Source organism: Aliiroseovarius sp., from assembly GCF_965228805.1.
Classification (GTDB): domain Bacteria; phylum Pseudomonadota; class Alphaproteobacteria; order Rhodobacterales; family Rhodobacteraceae; genus JASBTN01.
This window is the reverse complement of sequence record NZ_CBDDIE010000003.1, coordinates 626,048-644,532: the sequence shown is the minus strand read 5'-3', so window position 1 is coordinate 644,532 and position 18,485 is coordinate 626,048. Positions and strand designations below refer to the sequence as shown.

Annotated in this window: 16 protein-coding genes; 8 read left to right on the top strand and 8 right to left on the bottom strand. The window is 64.0% G+C overall.

Annotated elements, in window-relative coordinates:
* The first annotated feature begins 12 nt into the window (after nt 1-12).
* The 3 genes from cobO (at nt 13) to ACO07D_RS04320 (ending at nt 2,451) form a co-directional block, all read left to right on the top strand.
* Nucleotides 13-621, top strand: coding sequence for a cob(I)yrinic acid a,c-diamide adenosyltransferase (gene cobO / locus ACO07D_RS04330; protein WP_421701732.1), 609 nt, complete (start codon nt 13-15; stop codon nt 619-621).
* Nucleotides 622-1,048: 427 nt separating this feature from the next.
* The gene (locus tag ACO07D_RS04325; RefSeq protein ID WP_421701731.1) at nt 1,049-1,873 is read left to right on the top strand and encodes a bifunctional allantoicase/(S)-ureidoglycine aminohydrolase; all 825 of its coding nucleotides are present in this window, start codon (nt 1,049-1,051) and stop codon (nt 1,871-1,873) included.
* Nucleotides 1,874-2,223: 350 nt separating this feature from the next.
* Complete coding sequence (locus tag ACO07D_RS04320) at nt 2,224-2,451, top strand: DUF5333 family protein (RefSeq protein ID WP_421701730.1); 228 nt, start codon at nt 2,224-2,226, stop codon at nt 2,449-2,451.
* Between the two features lie 87 nt (nt 2,452-2,538).
* On the opposite strand, the gene ACO07D_RS04315 is transcribed toward ACO07D_RS04320, so the two are convergent.
* From ACO07D_RS04315 to puuE, 3 genes are all read right to left on the bottom strand, one after another.
* Nucleotides 2,539-3,954 (bottom strand): uracil-xanthine permease family protein, encoded by a 1,416-nt coding sequence (locus tag ACO07D_RS04315; protein ID WP_421701729.1) that lies wholly within the window; start codon nt 3,952-3,954, stop codon nt 2,539-2,541.
* A gap of 63 nt (nt 3,955-4,017) precedes the next feature.
* Entirely contained in the window at nt 4,018-4,506 is a 489-nt protein-coding gene (locus ACO07D_RS04310) for an ureidoglycolate lyase (protein WP_421701728.1), read from the bottom strand.
* Nucleotides 4,503-5,918, bottom strand: a complete 1,416-nt coding sequence (puuE, locus tag ACO07D_RS04305) for an allantoinase PuuE (protein WP_421701727.1) — start codon at nt 5,916-5,918, stop codon at nt 4,503-4,505. The genes ACO07D_RS04310 and puuE overlap by 4 nt, the downstream gene beginning before the upstream one ends.
* A gap of 138 nt (nt 5,919-6,056) precedes the next feature.
* On the opposite strand from puuE, the gene uraH reads away from it, so the two are divergent.
* Nucleotides 6,057-6,410, top strand: coding sequence for a hydroxyisourate hydrolase (gene uraH / locus ACO07D_RS04300; protein ID WP_421701726.1), 354 nt, complete (start codon nt 6,057-6,059; stop codon nt 6,408-6,410).
* On the opposite strand, the gene ACO07D_RS04295 is transcribed toward uraH, so the two are convergent.
* Nucleotides 6,395-7,315 carry a LysR family transcriptional regulator gene (locus ACO07D_RS04295; RefSeq protein ID WP_421701725.1) on the bottom strand — a complete coding sequence of 307 codons (921 nt, stop codon included), beginning with the start codon at nt 7,313-7,315 and terminating at the stop codon, nt 6,395-6,397. The genes uraH and ACO07D_RS04295 overlap by 16 nt on opposite strands.
* A 101-nt stretch (nt 7,316-7,416) precedes the next feature.
* On the opposite strand from ACO07D_RS04295, the gene ACO07D_RS04290 reads away from it, so the two are divergent.
* Nucleotides 7,417-8,652: a urate hydroxylase PuuD gene (locus tag ACO07D_RS04290; RefSeq protein ID WP_421701724.1), complete on the top strand. Its 1,236-nt coding sequence runs from the start codon at nt 7,417-7,419 to the stop codon at nt 8,650-8,652.
* A gap of 86 nt (nt 8,653-8,738) precedes the next feature.
* Nucleotides 8,739-9,518, top strand: a complete 780-nt coding sequence (locus ACO07D_RS04285) for a type 1 glutamine amidotransferase (protein ID WP_421701723.1) — start codon at nt 8,739-8,741, stop codon at nt 9,516-9,518.
* A 30-nt stretch (nt 9,519-9,548) separates the two neighbouring features.
* On the opposite strand, the gene ACO07D_RS04280 is transcribed toward ACO07D_RS04285, so the two are convergent.
* The 4 genes from ACO07D_RS04280 to ACO07D_RS04265 all read right to left on the bottom strand — a co-directional run bounded on the left by ACO07D_RS04280 (nt 9,549) and on the right by ACO07D_RS04265 (nt 16,287).
* Nucleotides 9,549-12,617 (bottom strand): efflux RND transporter permease subunit, encoded by a 3,069-nt coding sequence (locus ACO07D_RS04280; protein ID WP_421701722.1) that lies wholly within the window; start codon nt 12,615-12,617, stop codon nt 9,549-9,551.
* A gap of 12 nt (nt 12,618-12,629) precedes the next feature.
* The gene (locus ACO07D_RS04275; RefSeq protein ID WP_421701721.1) at nt 12,630-13,697 is read right to left on the bottom strand and encodes an efflux RND transporter periplasmic adaptor subunit; all 1,068 of its coding nucleotides are present in this window, start codon (nt 13,695-13,697) and stop codon (nt 12,630-12,632) included.
* Complete coding sequence (locus tag ACO07D_RS04270; protein ID WP_421701720.1) at nt 13,694-14,191, bottom strand: MarR family winged helix-turn-helix transcriptional regulator; 498 nt, start codon at nt 14,189-14,191, stop codon at nt 13,694-13,696. Before ACO07D_RS04270 ends, ACO07D_RS04275 begins: the two co-directional genes overlap by 4 nt.
* Before the next feature lie 131 nt (nt 14,192-14,322).
* The gene (locus ACO07D_RS04265; protein WP_421701718.1) at nt 14,323-16,287 is read right to left on the bottom strand and encodes an elongation factor G; all 1,965 of its coding nucleotides are present in this window, start codon (nt 16,285-16,287) and stop codon (nt 14,323-14,325) included.
* A gap of 463 nt (nt 16,288-16,750) precedes the next feature.
* On the opposite strand from ACO07D_RS04265, the gene ACO07D_RS04260 reads away from it, so the two are divergent.
* Nucleotides 16,751-17,677, top strand: a complete 927-nt coding sequence (locus tag ACO07D_RS04260) for an ABC transporter ATP-binding protein (RefSeq protein ID WP_421701717.1) — start codon at nt 16,751-16,753, stop codon at nt 17,675-17,677.
* Nucleotides 17,674-18,435, top strand: coding sequence for an ABC transporter permease (locus ACO07D_RS04255; RefSeq protein WP_421701716.1), 762 nt, complete (start codon nt 17,674-17,676; stop codon nt 18,433-18,435). Before ACO07D_RS04260 ends, ACO07D_RS04255 begins: the two co-directional genes overlap by 4 nt.
* The last annotated feature ends 50 nt before the right edge of the window (nt 18,436-18,485 follow it).

Sequence of the window (18,485 nt, the reverse complement as noted above, 5' to 3'; positions counted from 1 at the left end):
ACGAGGCCGCCCATGACCGACGATAACGCCCGCCACGCTGCAAAGATGGCCAAGAAAAAGGCCGCACGCGACCGCATGATGGAAACCAAGACCGGCGAGAAGGGGTTGGTGATCGTGCACACTGGTCCCGGCAAGGGCAAGTCGAGCTCGGGCTTCGGCATGATCCTGCGCTGTATCGCCCACGGCATGCCCTCGGCGGTGGTGCAGTTCATCAAGGGCGGCTGGCAGACCGGTGAACGGACCCTGATCGAAGAAAATTTCTCGGACCTTTGCCAGTTCCATGCGATGGGCGAGGGTTTTACCTGGGAGACCCAGGACAAGTCGCGTGACATTGCCGCCGCCAAGGCCGGGTGGGAAAAGGCCAAGGAGATGATCCTGACGCCTGAGATCCAGATGGTTCTGCTGGACGAGATCAACATCGCGCTGCGGTACGATTATCTGGACATTGCCGAGGTCGTCGCCTTCCTGCGCGACGAGAAACCCGAGATGACCCATGTGATCCTGACCGGGCGCAACGCCAAGGAAGAGCTGATCGAGATCGCCGACCTGGTGACCGAGATGACCATGGTCAAACACCCGTTCCGCGATGGCATCAAGGCGCAGAAGGGCGTGGAGTTCTGATCCACGTCGCCCCGTTTCGTCGCGGGGTCCAGGTCGGCTGCCAGCCCTGGTCTGGAAAGGTGGTTGCGATGGGCAGAGGTCCTTGGCCACCTGCCGGGCCGGCCGGACACGCTGTGCCGAAAGGCTTGCTGGCCCGTGGCTAAGGCACGAGGGGGCGGGCCAAGGCAATTGAGTATGTCGTCGGCCCGCCCGTCCCACAAGTCGGCCCCACAAACGGTGGGCTCCCGCCGCCCGGCTACGCCCCTTCGGGGTCTTGCCGCCCGTTGGGCGTGGCCCGTCTTGCTGACGCAAGCCGGGCAGGGGTGCCTGGACAGGGCCCGTTTTCAGCTTTTGCCGATAGGTGCCTCTGCCCCTGCCTGTGTGCTTTGGCCTTGGCAAGCCCCGGCCAAGCGGGTCTTTTAAAACCAGCCAAGTTCGAGGAGCCGTGATGACACGCCGATATTTCGCCCCCGAAGGCGGGTTGCCGCCGCAGGACCAGATCCTGACCGACCGCGCCATGTTCACCGAGGCCTATGCGGTGATCCCGAAGGGCACGTTCTCGGACATCGTGACCTCGGCCCTGCCGTTCTGGGAAGGCGCGCGGTTCTGGGTTATCGCCCGGCCGCTCTCGGGCTTTGCCGAGACGTTCTCCCATGCCATCGCCGAGCTGGTGCCGGGGGGCGGCAGCGACCGGCCGGAACTGGATCCGGGCGCCGAGGCGGTGATCTTCGTCGTCGATGGCACGGCAGAGCTGCGCATCGGCGATGAAACCCATCAGCTGGCTCCGGGCGGATACGCTTTCCTGCCGCCGAGTGCCGATTGGTCGGTCTGGAACCGAGGCGATGCGCCTGCGCGGTTCCACTGGATCCGCAAGGCCTATGAGGCGGTCGAAGGGCTGGAGGTGCCAGAGGCATTCGTGACCTCGGATGCGGATGTCGACCCCACGCCCATGCCCGACACCGACGGCGCCTGGGCCACAACGCGCTTTGTCGACCCCGAGGACCTGCGCCACGACATGCATGTCAACATAGTCACCTTTCAGCCCGGCGGGGTCATTCCCTTTGCCGAGACCCATGTGATGGAACACGGGCTTTATGTGCTGGAGGGCAAGGCGGTCTATCGCCTGAACCAGGATTGGGTCGAGGTCGAGGCCGGCGACTACATGTGGCTGCGCGCCTTCTGCCCGCAGGCGTGTTATGCCGGTGGGCCGGGGGAGTTTCGGTATCTGCTCTACAAGGATGTGAACAGGCAGATGGTGTTGCCTCGGCGGTGAAGGATACGCCCACGCGACCGTGCTAGTCGCGTGATACCGAGCGAAGCGAGGCCACCGCCGCGCCACCGAAAATTATTCAATAATTTTCACCTGCGGGGCGATGGCCGATTTTCTTGGAAAATCGGAGTGTCGCGCAGTGCGGGGTTGCCGAACGACCGATGGTTTGCTTCTGTTCGGCAGATATAGGCGCGCGGTATTTCACAGTGAACTCCGAAAGATTGAACCATGCGAATTCGAACCCACTTCCTGGCCCTTTTCATTCTCGGTGCCTCGGCCTCAATGGCCAGCGCGCAAAACAGGTATGATGTCTTTGTCGGACAATACATGGCCGCTTCCCTTCTTGCGTCGGAGTGTCAGGGCATTGGTGTGCTCGCACCGGAAGCGGCAGGGAACATCGCCAAATCCGACAACGGATTGCGCAAGCAGAAGGTGTTGCGGATATTGTATTACGGCAAGCCGGTCGGCAGAGCTTGTTGGCAAGGCAGATTGATCCGGACAACAGCGCGCAGCTGTGCCGTTTCGGGCGGAGCGAGCTTGGTGCCGAGGATGCCATTGGGCAGTTCCTGACGGCAAACTGAGCGGATCAGGCGATTGTTCTGGGAACTCACCGCGACGAGCGCCCGACTGGCATATTGGGGGGGCGAGTTTCCCCGCCCCCCCGTTCTTCACCCGTCCTGTTTCCCCGCAAAGGTGCCGGACAGCTCCTCGGTCGCGCGTTCCGGCAGTTCCTGCGGCAGCACCAGGTTCAGCACGATCGCCAACGCCGCGGCGGGCAGAAGGCCCGTGGTCATCAGGATGCGCGCCGTGTCGGGCAGGTGTTGCACCGCGCCGGGCTCCAGTTGCAGGCCCAGGCCGATCGACAGCGAGATCGCGAAGATCACCATGTTGCGCCGGTTCCAGGCCACGTCCGACAGCATCGAGATGCCCGCCGCCACGACCATGCCGAACATGACGATCACGCCGCCGCCCAGCACCTCGATGGGGATGGTGCGGATCAGCGCGCCGACCTTGGGCACCAGCCCGCAGAGGATCAGGAACAGGGCGCCCAGGGTGACGACGTGGCGGCTCATCACGCCGGTCAGCGCAATCAGGCCCACGTTCTGGCTGAAGGACGTGTTCGGAAAGCCCCCGAACAGCCCGGCAATCGCTGTGCCGAACCCGTCGGCATAGGTGGCGCCTGCGATCTCATCCTCCGTGGCTTCGCGGCCTGCGCCGCCCTTGGTGATGCCGGACACGTCGCCCACGGTCTCCACGGCCGAGACGAAGGCCATCAGGGAAAACCCGATGACGGCGGCCAGGCTGAACTCGAACCCGTATTTGAAGGGCTCGGGCAGGGCGAAGGCGGCGGCGCGCGACCAGCTGGTGGCGATGCTCTGGGCTGTGACCGCGTCGGTAAAGACGAGGGCATAGAGATAACCCACGATCAGCCCGATCAGCACCGCCGAGATCGACAGCATGCCCTTGGTGAAGAATTTCAGGCCAAGCGTGACCAGGATCACCACCAGCGCCATCATCCAGTTGCCAAGCGAGCCATATTCCGGCGTGCCGATGGCGGGCACGCCGCCTGCGGCGTACTGGATGCCGACCTTGACCAGCGCCAAGCCGATCATGGTGACCACCAGCCCGGTTACCAGCGGCGGCAGGGCAAAGCGGATGCGACCGATGACCAGGCCCAGGGCCGCGTGGAAAATGCCGCCGATGATCACGCCACCAAAGAGTGCGGCCAGCGCGTCCACGCCCTTGCCCGCCACCAGCGGGATCATGATCGGGATGAAGGCAAAGCTCGTCCCCTGCACGATGGGCAGCTTGGCGCCAATCGGCCCCGGCCCCATGGTTTGCAAGAGCGTCGCGATGCCCGCGAACAGCATCGACATCTGGATCAGGTACAGAAGTTCGGGGAAATCCGGGCTGTTCGAGCCGAAACCGAAGCCCGCCGCCCCCGCGACGATGATCGCTGGTGTGACGTTCGAGACGAACATCGCCAGCACATGCTGGATGCCCAGCGGAATGGCGCGTCCAAGCGCCGGGGTGTAATTCGGATCCGCCAGTTGGGCTGGCGTGCCGATCAGGTTGTCAGACATGTGTGAACCTCCCTTTTCTCACTGTCCTATGGTCCCCGTCCGGCTCTTGTCGGCGGATCGGGCTCAGGTCTGGGTTACGGTGAAACCCTCCTCATATCGGTATTCTTCCAGGTTCGCGCCGGGGCCGATGCGGTCCACGACCGCGAAGAGGCCCGGGGCGGAAAGCGGCGTCAGAACCCCGTGCCAGGTGCCGCGGTGAAAGTTCACCGCCTGGCCGGGGGCGGTCAGAAAGGCGCGGGGTGTGCCGGGTGTGCCGCCTTCGTCCGGGGCGACGATGACCAGGAACGGCGCCTGGGTCATCGGCACGAAACATTGCGAGCCCTCGGGGTGACGCTCGACCAGGTCGAAGTCATAGGGCAGGGCGCGGGGCTGGGCGTTGAAGATCGACACGCCCGCGCGCCCGTCGGTGAAATCGAGCCTGGCGCGGTCGTGGTGACGGCCACACATGCCTTCGTTGATCATCTTGTCGGGGGCGCCGACGGCATCCAGTACGTCGCCGTATGGAGCGAAATCGGCGGCCGTCAGGGGCTGGGCTGTAATCTGGCGGCTCACGGCAGCAGGTCTTTCAACCGATACCAGGCGATACGTTCGACCTGGGCGCAGGCCTCGGAAAACTCGGTGGCGGTGTCATTGCCCAGCCGCCGCCCCATTGCCGCGTGGATAGACGCCTTGTCGTTGTCACGCACCGCGATGATGAAGGGAAAGCCGTGTTTCTCGACATAGGCCGCGTTCATCTCGGTAAACGCCGTGCGTTCCGTGTCCGTCAGCATGTCCAGCCCGGCGCTGGCCTGTTCCGAGGTGCTTTCGGCAGTCAAACGCCCCGCCTGCGCGAGTTTCCCCGCCAGATCCGGGTGGGCGCGCAACACGCCCAGGCGGGCCTCTTCTGAGGCCCGACGGAAGGCACGGCACATGGCATTGTGCAACCCGCCCGCGCTGTCATGGGCCGGGCCGAGTTCGGCGCCAAAGACCCCTTCGGCCACCCAGGGGGAATGCTCGAAGATGCCGCCATAGGCCTCCATGAAGGCCGCGCGCCCCATGTTGGAGGGGCGTGAGCGGTCGACCGGCGGATGGTTTGCGTGCCAATGGCGCGCGATCTCCTCGCGGGTGGCGAACCAGACGCCGTCATGCCCGCGCGCATAGTCCATGAAGCGACGCAGCGCCATGACCCGCCCCGGCCGCCCGACCAGGCGGCAATGCAGCCCCACCGACATCATCTTGGCCGCGCCCGCCTGCCCCTCGGCATAAAGCGCGTCGAACGTGTCCTTCAGATAGGCAAAGAACTGATCGCCCGCGTTGAACCCCTGTGGCGTGGCAAAGCGCATGTCGTTGCAGTCGAGCGTATAGGGCACCACCAGCTGATGCCCGCCGTCATGCGCGTGCCAATAGGGCAGGTCGTCGGCATAGCTGTCGGCCACGTAAAGAAACCCGCCCTCTTCACTGACCAGGTCCACGGTGTTCACGGAGCAGCGTCCGGTGTACCAGCCCAGCGGGCGGCTGCCCGTCACTTCGGTATGCAGCGCGATGGCCTCTTGCAGGTGGGCGCGCTCGTCCTCCGGCGAAAAATCCTTGTATTCTATCCACTTGAGCCCGTGAGAGGCAATCTCCCACCCGGCCTCCTGCATGGCCGCGACCTGCTCCGGACTGCGCGCCAAGGCGGTGGCGACGCCGTAGACCGTGGCGGGGATCTCCATTTCGCCAAACAGCCGATGCAGCCGCCAGAACCCGGCCCGCGCGCCGTATTCATAGATCGATTCCATGTTCCAATGCCGCTGGCCCTGCCAGGGGGCGGCGCCGACGATCTCGGACAGGAAGGCCTCGGACGCCGCATCCCCATGCAGCACGCAGTTTTCGCCGCCCTCTTCGTAATTCACCACGAATTGCACCGCGATCTTCGCCCCGCCGGGCCACTTCGGGTCCGGGGGCGTCGCACCGTAGCCACGCATGTCTCGGGGGTATCGGGTCACGCTTTGCTCCTTGTTCCGGGAAGGCTATCGCATCATCATCTTGCGGACCTTCAAGAAAATCCTGAAGGATTATTCGCAAATGCCCGGGGCGCGTGCAGCCCCTTTCTGCGGCAGAACCGATGAAAAGAGGAGGCGCCCATGCCCGGATTTCTGACCACCCATGTGCTGGACACCGCGCGGGGCTGCCCCGCCGAGGGGATCAAGATCCTGCTTTATCGTGTCAGCGGCAACTCGCATCGCAAGATCGCCGAGGCGGTGACCAATGCGGACGGGCGCACCGATGTGCCGATCCTGCCGGAGGGCGACTTCAAGCCCGGAACCTACGAGCTGATCTTCTTTGCGGGGGATTATCTGCGCGCCACCGGCCAGGCGGGGGCGGAGCCACTGTTTCTGGACCAGGTGCCGATCCGCTTCGGCATGTCCGAAGACGACCACTACCACGTGCCGTTGCTGCTGTCGCCCTACGGCTATTCCACCTATCGCGGCTCGTAACTGGCCGAGACCAGCGGGCGTAGACGCTCGGCCATGAACTCGATGAACAACCGGGTCTTCGGGTCCTGTCGCTTGAGGTGCGTGTAGAGGCAGGCCAGTTGCACGGGCACGGGCGGCTCCGCCTCCAGCACCGGGACCAGGCGGCCATCTTCGAGGTGTTCGGCGACCTCGAAGACCGGCTTCAATACGATGCCTTGCCCTTCCAGTGCCCAGCCGGTCAGCACGTCGCCATCGTCGCTTTCCAGGGGGCCGGTGACGGGTACGCGGCGTGGGCCGTCGGGGCCGGTCAGCAGCCACTGGAATTCGGGCGCGCCGGGGTAGCGCAGGTTCAGACAGTCCTGGGTGCCATCGGTCAGTTCGGCGGCCGCGCGCGGCAGGCCTCGTTTCGCGATGTATTCCGGCGCGGCGCAGAGGATGCGCGGGCAATCGGCGATCTTCTTCATGCGCAGGGCGCTATCCTCGGGCAGGCCCAGGAAGAACTCGACATCGATGCCTTCTGCGGACAGGTCCAGCTTGCGGTCCGACAGGCGCAGGCGAATGTTGATCAGCGGATATTTCCGTTTGAATTCAGGGATCAAGGGGGCGAGTAGCCTCCGTCCCAACCCCAGGGGTGCGGCGACCAGAAGCGTGCCGCGCGGCTGGTTCGTCACCTGGGTGATCTCGGCCTCGGCCTCGTCGATCGCCTGTACGATCCGGCAGGCGCCGCGATAGAAGATCTCGCCCTGTTCGGTTGGGGTCAGCGACCGCGTGGTGCGTTGGAACAGGCGCACGTTCAGGTGTTCCTCAAGCTGCGCAATCCGGGCCGAGGCCACAGCCGCCGAAATTCGCTGATCACGCGCGGCGGCGGACATGGAGCCCAGTTCATGGACTCTTATGAAAGTCCGGATATTGTCGAGGTAGGCCATGATTAATTGTTTGGCTTTGTTTGAAAGAGTTGCGATCTTTTCAGGAATACATGTGAAATGCGCCGTTTGCTAGCTTGGTCCGGTTCGAAGGAGACACGCGAATGATCGAATTTGCCTTTTTCTGGGATTGGGCGTCCTTTGCGGTGCGCTGGCTGCATGTGATCACGGCGATTGCCTGGATTGGCTCGTCCTTCTATTTCATCGCGTTGGACCTGGGGCTGCGCCCCTCGACCGACCGCCGTTCGGGCATTACCGGCGAGGAATGGCAGGTTCACGGCGGCGGGTTCTATTTCATCCAGAAATACGGGGTTGCTCCCAACCGCATGCCGCACGACCTGACCTGGTTCAAATGGGAAAGCTATTCGACCTGGCTGTCGGGCGCGGCCCTGCTGGCGCTGGTCTACTGGGGCGGGGCGGAGCTGTACCTGATCGACGCATCCAAGGTGGAATTTGCCCCGTGGCAGGCGATTGCGATCTCGGCGGGCTCGCTGACCATCGGCTGGATCGTGTACAACACCCTGTGCAAATCGGGCTTGGCGGAGAACCCGACGCTGTTGATGGTGTTGCTGTTTGCGCTGCTGGTGGCGATGGGCTGGGGCTACAATCAGATCTTCACGGGCCGTGCGGTGATGCTGCACCTGGGCGCCTTCACTGCGACGATCATGACCGCGAATGTCTTTTTCATCATCATGCCGAACCAGCGCATCGTGGTGAAGGACTTGCAATCAGGGCGCACGCCGGACGGGAAGTACGGCAAGATTGCCAAGCTCAGATCGACCCACAACAACTACCTGACCCTGCCGGTGGTGTTCCTGATGCTGTCGAACCACGCGCCGCAGGCCTTTGCGACGCAGTACAACTGGCTGATCGCGGCGCTGGTCTTCCTGATGGGGGTCACGATCCGCCATTTCTTCAACACACATCATGCGCGCAAGGGGAACCTGTGGTGGACCTGGGCGGTGACGGCGGCGCTGTTTGCGGCCATCGTGTATCTCTCGTCGGTGGGCACGCCGGAATATGAAGACCTGGAGGCGGCTGAAGCGCGGCCCTTTACCCCGGCGGAACAGGTCTTTGCGGGCCTGCCGGAGTTCGAAGAGGTGACATACCTCGTGCAGGGCCGTTGTTCGATGTGCCATGCGCGCGAGCCGGGATATGACGGCATTCATACCGCGCCCAAGGGCATCCTACTGGAAACCCCGCAGGAAATCGCGGGCGCGGCGCATCAGATCTGGATGCAATCGGCACGCACCAGCGCCATGCCGCCTGCGAATGTCAGCTGGATGGAGCCCGGGGAACGGGCGCTGATCGATGCCTGGTATCGGGCGGGCAAGGGCTGATCTTTGTCGTGAACTGACAGGTTCCTGCCGCGTGCAAGCGTGTTTGCATGGGGCGCGGGGGGCAGGCTGGCCCGAGGAGGCCCGCCATGACCGCACCCCACCCCCCGTGCACGATCCTGATCGTCGAAAGCAACTCGCCCGAGATCACCGCCGGACGGCTGGCGGCCACGCCCTTTGTCGAGACTCTGGCGGCGCTGGACCCGCGTATCGGCACCCGGATCGTCGCCCCCTATGAGGCGCCGTTGGAGGAAGTCGAGGGTGTCGATGGCATTATCTTTACCGGCTCAGGCGTAAATTGGTCTGTGGATGCGCCCGAGGCCGCGCCCTTACGCGATGCGATGGAGCTGGCCCTGGGTGCGGGCGCTCCGATCTGGGGATCCTGCAACGGGCTACAGCTGGCCGCCCTGGTGCTGGGCGGTGCCGTTGGGGCCTCGCCCAAGGGCCAGGAGCTGGGCTTGGCGCGGGATATGACCCTGACCGACGCGGGCGCGGGTCATGCGATGATGGCGGGCCGCGCGGCGGGGTTCGCGGCGCCCTGCCTGCATCGCGACGAAGTGCAGCGTCTGCCGGAGGGTGCGCAGCTTTTGGCCGGCAACGATCATTCCCCGGTCCAGGCGATGGTCTATGAGCAGGGCGGTGTGCGGTTCTGGGGCACGCAGTATCACCCTGAGATGTCGCCGCGGTCGGTGGCGGATGGGCTGCGTGGCTATGGGCTGTTTCAGGATCGGCTGGCGGACCTCGAGGCCTTGGAACAGGCAGAGGAGGACGCGGATGCGGCCCGGCGGCTGGGCAGCTCGCCCGCGGAATTGGCGCCCCCCAACCGGGCGCGTGAACTGGCCAACTGGCTGGACTTCGTACGCAACTGAAAAGGGGCCCCGCGGGGCCCCTTTGTCGCCTTAGGCCGGAGTTGGTTCGGTCTTGGCTTTCTTTGCCAGGGCGCGCCGTTCGGACCTGGCAAAGAACAGATGATACAGCACCGGCGCCGCCACCAGGGTCAAGATCGAGGCGAAGGCCAGACCGCCCATGATCGTCACTGCCATCGAGCGGAAGAAGGCGTCGCCCAGCAGGGGTGCCATGCCGAGGATCGTGGTCACGGCGGCCAGGAACACCGGACGCAAACGCGACACCGACGCTTTCACCACGGCCTCGGTCAGCGGCAGGCCCTCTTCGCATACCAGGTCGATCTCCTCGACCAGGACAATGCCGTTCTTGATCAGCATGCCCGACAGCGACAGCATCCCCAGGAGCGCGGTGAAGGTAAAGGGCAGGTCGGTGCCAAGCAGGCCCAGGACCACACCGTTCACGCTCATCGGCACCAGGAGCCAGATGATGATCGGCTGTTTCAGTGCGTTGAACAGCAGGATCGAGATCAGCACCATGATCAACAGTGACACCGGCAACTGCTTGCCCAGGCTTTCGTTCGCGTCCGACGAGCTCTCATGCTCACCACCCCATTCCATGCGGTAGCCGACGGGCAGGTCCATCGCCTCGACCGCCGCCTGTACCTCGGAGAAGACCGAAGCGGCGGTCATATCGGCGGGCACGTCCGCCCCGACCGAGATGGTCGACAGGCGGTTGCGACGATGCACCAAGGTGTCCTGCACCTCGTAGGTGAACCCTTCGATCAGCTGCTCCATCGGGATCTGTTCGCCGGTCAGGGCCGAATAGCCCTGCTGATCCATCAGGTTGCCGCCGTTCTGCGGGCGCCGGATGATGATCGGGATAAGGCGCTCGTTTTCGCGGAATGTGCCGCCCCGGAACCCGTCGGTCGAAAACTCGAGGATCTGGGCCACGTCATCCCGGGTCACGCCCGCGCGCTGGGCGCGTTGGGTGGAATAGATCGGTTTGACCACCAGTTCGCGTTCCCGCCAGTTGGTGCGCAGGTCCAGCACGTTGGGCGAAGCCGCGGCCATTACCTGCTGCGCCTTGGCGGCCAGCTCGCGCAGCACGTCCGGATCCGACCCGGAGAACCGCACCTGGATCGGATCGCCGCCACCGGGGCCGAAGACCAGCCGCTTGGTGCGGAACTCGCCTTCGGGGAAGGCGGCGCGGCCGAATTCCTCCAGGTCTGCCTGCAGCGCAGGGATGTCGTCACGATGCTCGGTACGGATGATCAGGTGTCCGTAGGAGGGGTTCGGCCGTTCACTTTCATAGGTCAGCATGAAGCGCGTTGCGCCCTGGCCCACGAAACTGGCGACCGACACCACGTCCTCGCGTTCTGCCAGCCAGGTCTCGAACAGTTTCAGGTGGTCCGACGTGGTGTGGATCGAGGTGCCCTGTGGCAGCTTGTAATGCACGAAGAAGAGCGGTGTGTTCGAGTTCGGGAAGAACTGCTGCTTCATCAGCCCGAAGCCCGCGTAACAGGCTACGGTGATGCCGATGAGCATCAGTACGACCAGCAAGCGCGCCCGCAGTGCCAGGCGCAGGCTGCCCTTGTAGATGCGGAAGAAGAACCCGCCATAGGCGTCCTCGCCATCCTTCAGGTTGCCCTGCTTGAACAGGTAATGGCCCAGCAGAGGGGTAACGGTGATGGCCAGCACCCAGGATAGCAGAAGCGAAATGCCGATCACGGCGAAGAGCGAGAACAGGAACTCGCCGGTCGCATCCGGGGACAGACCGATGCCCGCAAAGGCCATGATGCCGATCACCGTGGCGCCCAGCAGGGGGATCTGCGTCTTGGCGGCGGCGTCATCGGCGGCGTCCTTGGACTTTCGCCCATGGATCATGGCGATCTGCATCCCCTCGGCAACCACGATGGCATTGTCCACCAGCATGCCCATTGCGATGATCAATGCGCCCAGCGAGATACGTTCCATCTCGATCGAAAACAGCCACATGAACAGGAGCGTGCCCACGACGGTGAGCAACAGCGTCGCCCCGATCACCACACCCGCGCGCCAGCCCATGAACAGAGCCAGCACGATCACCACGATGGCGACCGAGGTGGCGAGGTTCACCAGGAAGTCATTCGAGGCTTGCTCGACCACCAGGTGCTGCTGATAGATCGGCAGAAGTTCAACCCCCACGGGGATATCTGCGGACAGTTCGGCCAGGCGAGCGTCGACCCGATGGCCGACCTCGACGATGTTTTCGGTCGACAGGCCCGCGATGCCCAGGGTAAAGGCTTCGACTCCGTTGAAACGGATCAGGGTGCTGGGATCTTCGATCCGGCCACGTGACACTGCGGCCAGGTCGACCAGGTTCAGGATGTTGCCGTTCACGCCAACCGAAAGCCCGGCGATGGCGTCCACCGTGTCCGACCCGTCCGGGGTCAGGATCGCGATCTCGCGCCCGTCGCGGTCGACGCTGCCTGCCGGTGCCACGCTGTCGGCGGTGGCAATCGCATCGGCGACCGCCTGAACCGACACGCCCAGGTTGGCGACCAGAGTCGGGTTCGGTTCGACAAAGATCGCCTCATCCGGCAGGCCGGAGATTTCTACGTCGGCCACCCCGTCCACCGCCAGAAGTTCGCGGCGCAGGAAGGTGGCGAGATCGTGTTTCTCGGCGTCGGTAAAGCCTTCGGCGGTGACCGCATAGAACAGGCCGAACACGTCGCCGAACCCGTCGTTGACCACCGGTGCCTGCACGCCTGAGGGCAGGTGGGCGGCGGCATCGTTCACCTTGTTGCGCAGGTCGGTCCAGATGGCGGGCAACTCATCGCCGTCAAAGGTGCTCTGCACCTCGACGGTGATCTGCGAGAAGCCGGGACGGTTGATCGAGGTGATCCGGTCCAGCTCGCCCATCTTCTGGATGGCGCTTTCCAGCGGTTCGGAGACCTCGGTCGCGACTTCCTGGGCGGTGGCGCCCGGGTAGATTGTCGTCACGACAGCGGATTTGATGGTGAAGGCGGGATCTTCGAGCCTGCCCAGGTTGAAGAAGCCATAGATGCCGCCCAAAAGGCAGGTCAGCATGATCAGCCACGTGTAAAGCGGCTTTTCGATCGAGGCGCGTGCGATATTGACCATCTGTCGGGCCCCTTACTTGGCAAAGCCGTTAAAGCGGCGCACCGCCTGGCCGTCTTGCAGGGCGGCGACGCCGGTGGCGACGATCTCTTCTCCGCCCGACAGGCCCTCGACCACGGTAAAGCCGCCCAGGTTGTTCACCTCGACCTTAACCGGGTGCTGCACGACGGTGCCTTCCTCGGGCGTCGCGCCGGGTTCGTAAAGCATGACCGCCAGATCGCCGTCACTGCCCACCGGCAGCAAGGCCGTGGCGGGCAGGGTGATCGCCTGCCCATGTGAGAACAGCGAGACCGAGATTTCGACAGAACTGCCCGGCAGGACCTCCAGCCCTTCGGCGGGCTCCATACCCAGGGTGAAGCGGAAGCTCTGCCCGGCCTCCGAGGCTTCGGCATCAAATTCACGCACCGTCATCGGGTACTGCTGTTCAGGTTGGGCCGGGAAACGGGCCAGAATGGCAAAGGCGTCATCCTCGCCCGATTGCTGGAACAGAACCTCGGGCACGTCGATCTCGACCCGGATCTCGGACATGTCATGCAGACGCACGACCGGAGCCCCGGCGGCAACGGTATTGTATTCTTCGGTGTGGCGCAGGGCGACCATGCCGTCGAAGGGTGCCAGAAGCATGGCGTGTTCGATGTTGTATTCGGCCTGGCGCAGGGCGACTTCCGCCAGCAGCTTGGTGGTCTCAGCATCGTCGATGGTGACCTGGCTGACGGTGTTGCCCGCCAGCTTGCTGAGGCGTTCCAGCGTCCGGTCAGCCTGCTCAAGTTGCAGCCGCGCCTGTTCGAACTGCAGCTGGAACAGCTCCATGTCGAGCGAGGCGATCAGCTCGTCACGGTCGACGAACTGGCCCTCGATCACGCCGAAATCGGTAATCTCGCCGCCGACCTGAAAGGCGAGGTCGACGCTTTGGCGTGCAACCACCCGGCCAAAGAAATGACGGGTCGGTAGAGCGGTGCCGGCTTCAACCTCCATCAGCTTTGCGGGTTTGGGGGCGGCGGGGGCTGGCGCGGCGTCTTCCTGGGCGAAGGCGGGCAGGGTGGCGGCGATCAGCAGGGCAAATGCGCGAGGCAGGATTTTCATTCGGGCGCTCCTTTTTGAAGCATGTTTTTCATGATGTTCTGGCGCATCTTGTCTCCGATGTCGGCCAGCGTATGGATGTCGTCGTCATTCAGGCCGGTCACGTCGCGAAACAAGCTGCCAGCCTGCGCCAGCATGTCGGTGCGAAAGGCGGTGCCTTCGTCCGTCAGGCGCAACAGCCAGGCACGGCGGTCGCTGGGGTCACGTTCACGCATCACCAACCCGCGGGTTTCCAGAGCGTCGGCAATGGCCGTCAAGGAACTGGGCAGCTGGTTCATGACCTGCGCCAGATCCCCCATGCGGCGGGGTTGATCAAGCTTGACCAGAAGGTGGCGCTGGTTGTCCGGCATGTCGTCACCGCAGGGGCCGTCCATCTCGTCGAAACAGGACTGCATGCGGGTAAAGGTGGCAAAGACGCCCATCATGGCCCGAACTTCGGCGGTCACATCGGGGTCATTGCCGGGATCCAGCAGAATGGTCGAATCGCAGGTGGCCATGGCATGTCCTCTTTGGGTTGCTCCGATATAGTTCGTAAAATGAAGCATTCAAGAAAAGAATGGTCAAGAAATGCAAATTGCCCCGCGACCGGACAGGTCACGGGGCAATTCGGTTTCCTTTGGGAGCCGGGCTACATATCTTGCAGGTGGTCGAATTCCGACTTGAAGCTGCCCACCCCCATGGTGGCCGAGCGCAGCTCCATGATCAGATCGCCCATCTCGGCGGCGGGCATGTGGCATTGCACCTCCTGCCAGCCGGGCCAACCGTCGCGAGTGTCGAAACCCAGGATATGGCCGCGCCGCCCGGACACGATCTTCTGCACGCCCGCGATGAATTGGTCGGGCACTTGGAAGGTTACCGCGTTGATCGGCTCCAACTGCACCGGTTTGGCATCGGCCAGTGCCTCGCGCATCGCCTGGGCACCGGCCTTGCGGAAGGCCATTTCCGAGCTATCGACGCTGTGCGACTTGCCGTCGGTCAGGGTGACCGAGACATCGACCACCGGGTAGCCCTTCGGCCCCTTGGCCAGCGCGTCGTTCACGCCGTTTTCCACCGCCGGGAAGTACTGGCGCGGAACGGACCCGCCGTGGATCGTCTCGGCAAAGCTGTTGCCCTCGCCGCGCCCGACTGGAGTGATCTTGATCGCGACCTCGCCGAACTCGCCATGGCCGCCGGACTGTTTCTTGTGGCGCACACGCTTCTCGGCAGGCTTGCGGATCGTCTCGCGATAGCTGACCTCGGGCGCCTCGCTGTCGACCTTCAGCCCCGCGCGGTTTTCCAACCGCTCCATGCACAGGCGCAGGTGCATGTCGCCCTGGCCTTCCAGCACCTGCACCCCGTTCACCGCGTCAAAGCGCAGGGACAGCGAGCGGTCCTCGTCCATGAGTTTCTTGAGGTTGTCCGAGATTTTCACGTCATCCGACCGGCTGGCGGCCTTGATCGCCTTGGCATAAGCGGCAGGCAGGGGCGGGCGCTCGCAAGGGGTGCGTCCGTCATTGGTCAGCGTATCGCCGGTCACCGCGCTGTCCAGCTTGGTCAGCCCCACTACGGCGCCTGCCGGGACCTCATTCACCGCGCTCAACTTCTGACCGAAGACGTTGTTGATGCCCGCAGGCCGCGCGCCATCCAGCGTGTCACCGGCCTTGAGCGTGCCGGTCATCACCCGTGCAAGCGACAGCTTGCCCGCATGTCCCGCCTGCAGCGTCTTGAAGACCTTCACGCGCGTCTCGTCACCCTCCAGCCCCTGGCGGGCCACCGTGGCGGACACATCCGGCGCGTCATGGCGCAAGGATTTCATCAGCCGGTGCACCCCGTGGTTCTGCGTGGCCGAGCCGAAGAAGACGGGAACCACCAGGTCTTCCGCCAGCTCCTTGGCCATGTCGTCATAGACTTCACCCGTGGTGGGCGTGACGTCTTCCAGCAGCTTCTCAAGCAGCCCGTCGTCGAAGTCGGCAAGGCTTTCCAGCATTTCGGTGCGCGCCTCTTCCTCTCGATCCTTCACCGCCTCGGGCAGCTTGATCAGGGTCGAGGGCTTGCCTTCCTCCCACTTGAAGGCGCGTTCGGACACCAGGTCGACATAGCCGGTCACCTTGCCATCCTCGTGGATCGGTACCTCCCGCAGCACCAGCGGTTTCGAGGACACCGCCTGGAACGCTTCCATCAATTCGCGCGCCGAGGCATCGTGCCGGTCGAACTTGTTGATGAAGATCACATGGGGGATCTCGGCTTCCTCAAGCGCCTTCAGATGGGCGGCGAAGGTCACGGCCTTATCGGGTTCGGGTTCCACCACGACCACGGCCACGTCGGCCACATCCATCGCATCGCGCATCTCCTGCCCCAGCTCGACCGAGCCGGGCACGTCGATGAAGCTCCAGTCTTCGCCCAGGTACTGCGCCTGCGCCACGTTCATTTCGGTCGACATGCCATGGGCCAGCGCCTCGGGCGAATGGTCAGCCATGGTAAAGGCGCTCTGCCCACCGGCGTGAGGTTGCAGGGCCCCCGCCTCGACCAGCAGGGCCTCGAAAAGCGAGGTCTTGCCGGAAAGGTAGGGGCCGCAGATGAGTGCAGTACGGGGGCTGTGTGAAGACGATGCCATGGGGTTCCCTTTCCTGTCTGGCTGATTCGCCACGGGGGAAGGGCCCCGGCGAACCGGTAATGAGGCAAGGCTAAGGCCTTGAAAGGACGGGCGCGTTGATTTGTATCAGGTGCCAAGGGGCATATTAGCACAAAAGCGCAGGCGGCTTGACGGGTGGACATCGCCCCCGGCCCGGCTCCCACCCTTTGCGGCGTTACGCCCAGCCCGGCCCGGATGCCACCCCACCCCGCCGCGCCGGGGGCGATACCCGTGCGGCCAGACGCCAGCCGGGCCCGGCCCGCAGGCGCCAGCCGAGGACCGGGGCCTGGTTATGCGCCGCGCCTTGGCGCGGCTCCGCTGTTTCACGTCGCACAGCCCCTGTGCGCCCCTGCTGACACCCCCTGTCACCAGCCCCCCTTGCCCTCGGCCCCGTTTGCGCTACCCTGCGCAGCTTGTGAAAACGGTGCATTCGCGAGGCGACTTCATGGCAGCCATCCTGTCCATTTCCGATCTGACCAAGACCTATGAGGGCGGCTTTGAAGCGCTGAAGGGCGTGTCGCTGGACATCGAGGAAGGTGAGATCCTGGCGCTGCTGGGCCCAAATGGCGCGGGCAAGACGACGATGATCTCGATCATCTGCGGCATCACCATGCCGAGCTCGGGCAAGATCACCGTGGGCGGGCATGACATCCAGGACGAGTTTCGCGCAGCGCGCCGCATGATCGGCCTGGTGCCGCAGGAGATCGCGCTGGAACCGTTCGAGACGGTGCTGAACACCGTAACCTTCTCGCGCGGGCTCTTCGGCAAACCGCGCGACCCGGCCGCGATCGAACGCATCCTGCGCCAGCTCAGCCTCTGGGACAAACGCAACGAGCGCATCCGCGCGCTGTCGGGCGGCATGAAACGCCGCGTGTTGATCGCCAAGGCGCTGTCACATGACCCGCGCATCCTGTTCCTGGACGAACCCACCGCCGGCGTGGATGTCGAGCTGCGCAAGGACATGTGGGAGATCGTCGAGACCCTGCGCCAGGATGGCGTCACCATCATCCTGACCACCCATTACATCGAAGAGGCCGAGGCCATCGCCGACCGGATCGGCGTGATCAACAATGGCGAACTGCTGTTGGTCGAGGAAAAGGATGCCCTGATGCGCCGCATGGGCCAGAAACAGCTGCGCCTGGACCTGTCCGAGCCGCTGACAGGCATTCCCGACTGCCTGTCCCACCACCCGCTGGAGCTGACCGAAGCCGGTGGGTTGATCTACCATTTCGACAGCGGGGCCGACCGCACCGGCATTACTCGCCTGTTGTCGGACGTCGCCGCGGCGGGTCTGAAGATGATCGACCTCGACACCTCGCAAAGCTCTTTGGAGGAGATCTTCGTGACCCTCGTGACGGAGGACGCCCAATGAACTGGAACGCCATCGCCGCCATCTATCGCTTTGAATTGTCGCGCACCTTCCGCACGATTGCGCAGAGCATCATCTCGCCGGTGCTGTCCACCTCGCTCTACTTCATCGTCTTCGGTGCGGCCATCGGCTCGCGCATCGACCAGGTTGAAGGCGTCAGCTACGGCGCCTTCATCGTGCCCGGGCTGATCATGCTGACCGTGCTGACGCAGAGCGTGACCAATGCGGCCTTCGGCATCTACATGCCGAAGTTCCTGGGCTCGATCTATGAACTCCTGTCCGCGCCGGTGAACTTCATCGAGGTGGTGATCGGTTATGTCGGCGCGGCGGCGACGAAGGCGCTGATGATCGGTCTGATCATCCTGGTGACCTCGACGATCTTTGTCGACCTGACGATCCAGCACCCGGTCTGGATGCTGGGCTTCCTCGTGCTCACCTGTATCAACTTTGCGCTCTTGGGCTTCATCATCGGCATCTGGGCCAACACGTTCGAACAGCTGCAACTGGTGCCGATGCTGATCATCACGCCCCTGGCCTTCCTGGGTGGCACGTTCTATTCGATCTCGATGCTGCCGGAGCTCTGGCAGAAGGTGACCCTGTTCAACCCGGTGGTCTACCTGGTGTCCGGCTTCCGCTGGGCGTTTTTCGGCCAGGCGGATGTGGCGGTGGGCTGGTCCTTGCTGGCGGTTCTGGCCTTTACCTGCGCCTGTCTGGGCGCGATCTGGTGGATTTTCCGCACCGGCTGGAAGATCCGAACCTGACGTAACGGTCACAACCCCGCACTCATTCGCGCCCCGCTCTTGTTCCCGGC

Coding starts and splice junctions, on each gene's coding strand:
- cobO (WP_421701732.1), top strand. CDS start 13: ATGACCGACGATAACGCCCGCCACGCTGCAAAGATGGCCAAGAAAAAG.
- ACO07D_RS04325 (WP_421701731.1), top strand. CDS start 1,049: ATGACACGCCGATATTTCGCCCCCGAAGGCGGGTTGCCGCCGCAGGAC.
- ACO07D_RS04315 (WP_421701729.1), bottom strand. CDS start 3,954: ATGTCTGACAACCTGATCGGCACGCCAGCCCAACTGGCGGATCCGAAT.
- uraH (WP_421701726.1), top strand. CDS start 6,057: ATGCCCGGATTTCTGACCACCCATGTGCTGGACACCGCGCGGGGCTGC.
- ACO07D_RS04295 (WP_421701725.1), bottom strand. CDS start 7,315: ATGGCCTACCTCGACAATATCCGGACTTTCATAAGAGTCCATGAACTG.
- ACO07D_RS04290 (WP_421701724.1), top strand. CDS start 7,417: ATGATCGAATTTGCCTTTTTCTGGGATTGGGCGTCCTTTGCGGTGCGC.
- ACO07D_RS04285 (WP_421701723.1), top strand. CDS start 8,739: ATGACCGCACCCCACCCCCCGTGCACGATCCTGATCGTCGAAAGCAAC.
- ACO07D_RS04280 (WP_421701722.1), bottom strand. CDS start 12,617: ATGGTCAATATCGCACGCGCCTCGATCGAAAAGCCGCTTTACACGTGG.
- ACO07D_RS04275 (WP_421701721.1), bottom strand. CDS start 13,697: ATGAAAATCCTGCCTCGCGCATTTGCCCTGCTGATCGCCGCCACCCTG.
- ACO07D_RS04270 (WP_421701720.1), bottom strand. CDS start 14,191: ATGGCCACCTGCGATTCGACCATTCTGCTGGATCCCGGCAATGACCCC.
- ACO07D_RS04265 (WP_421701718.1), bottom strand. CDS start 16,287: ATGGCATCGTCTTCACACAGCCCCCGTACTGCACTCATCTGCGGCCCC.
- ACO07D_RS04260 (WP_421701717.1), top strand. CDS start 16,751: ATGGCAGCCATCCTGTCCATTTCCGATCTGACCAAGACCTATGAGGGC.
- ACO07D_RS04255 (WP_421701716.1), top strand. CDS start 17,674: ATGAACTGGAACGCCATCGCCGCCATCTATCGCTTTGAATTGTCGCGC.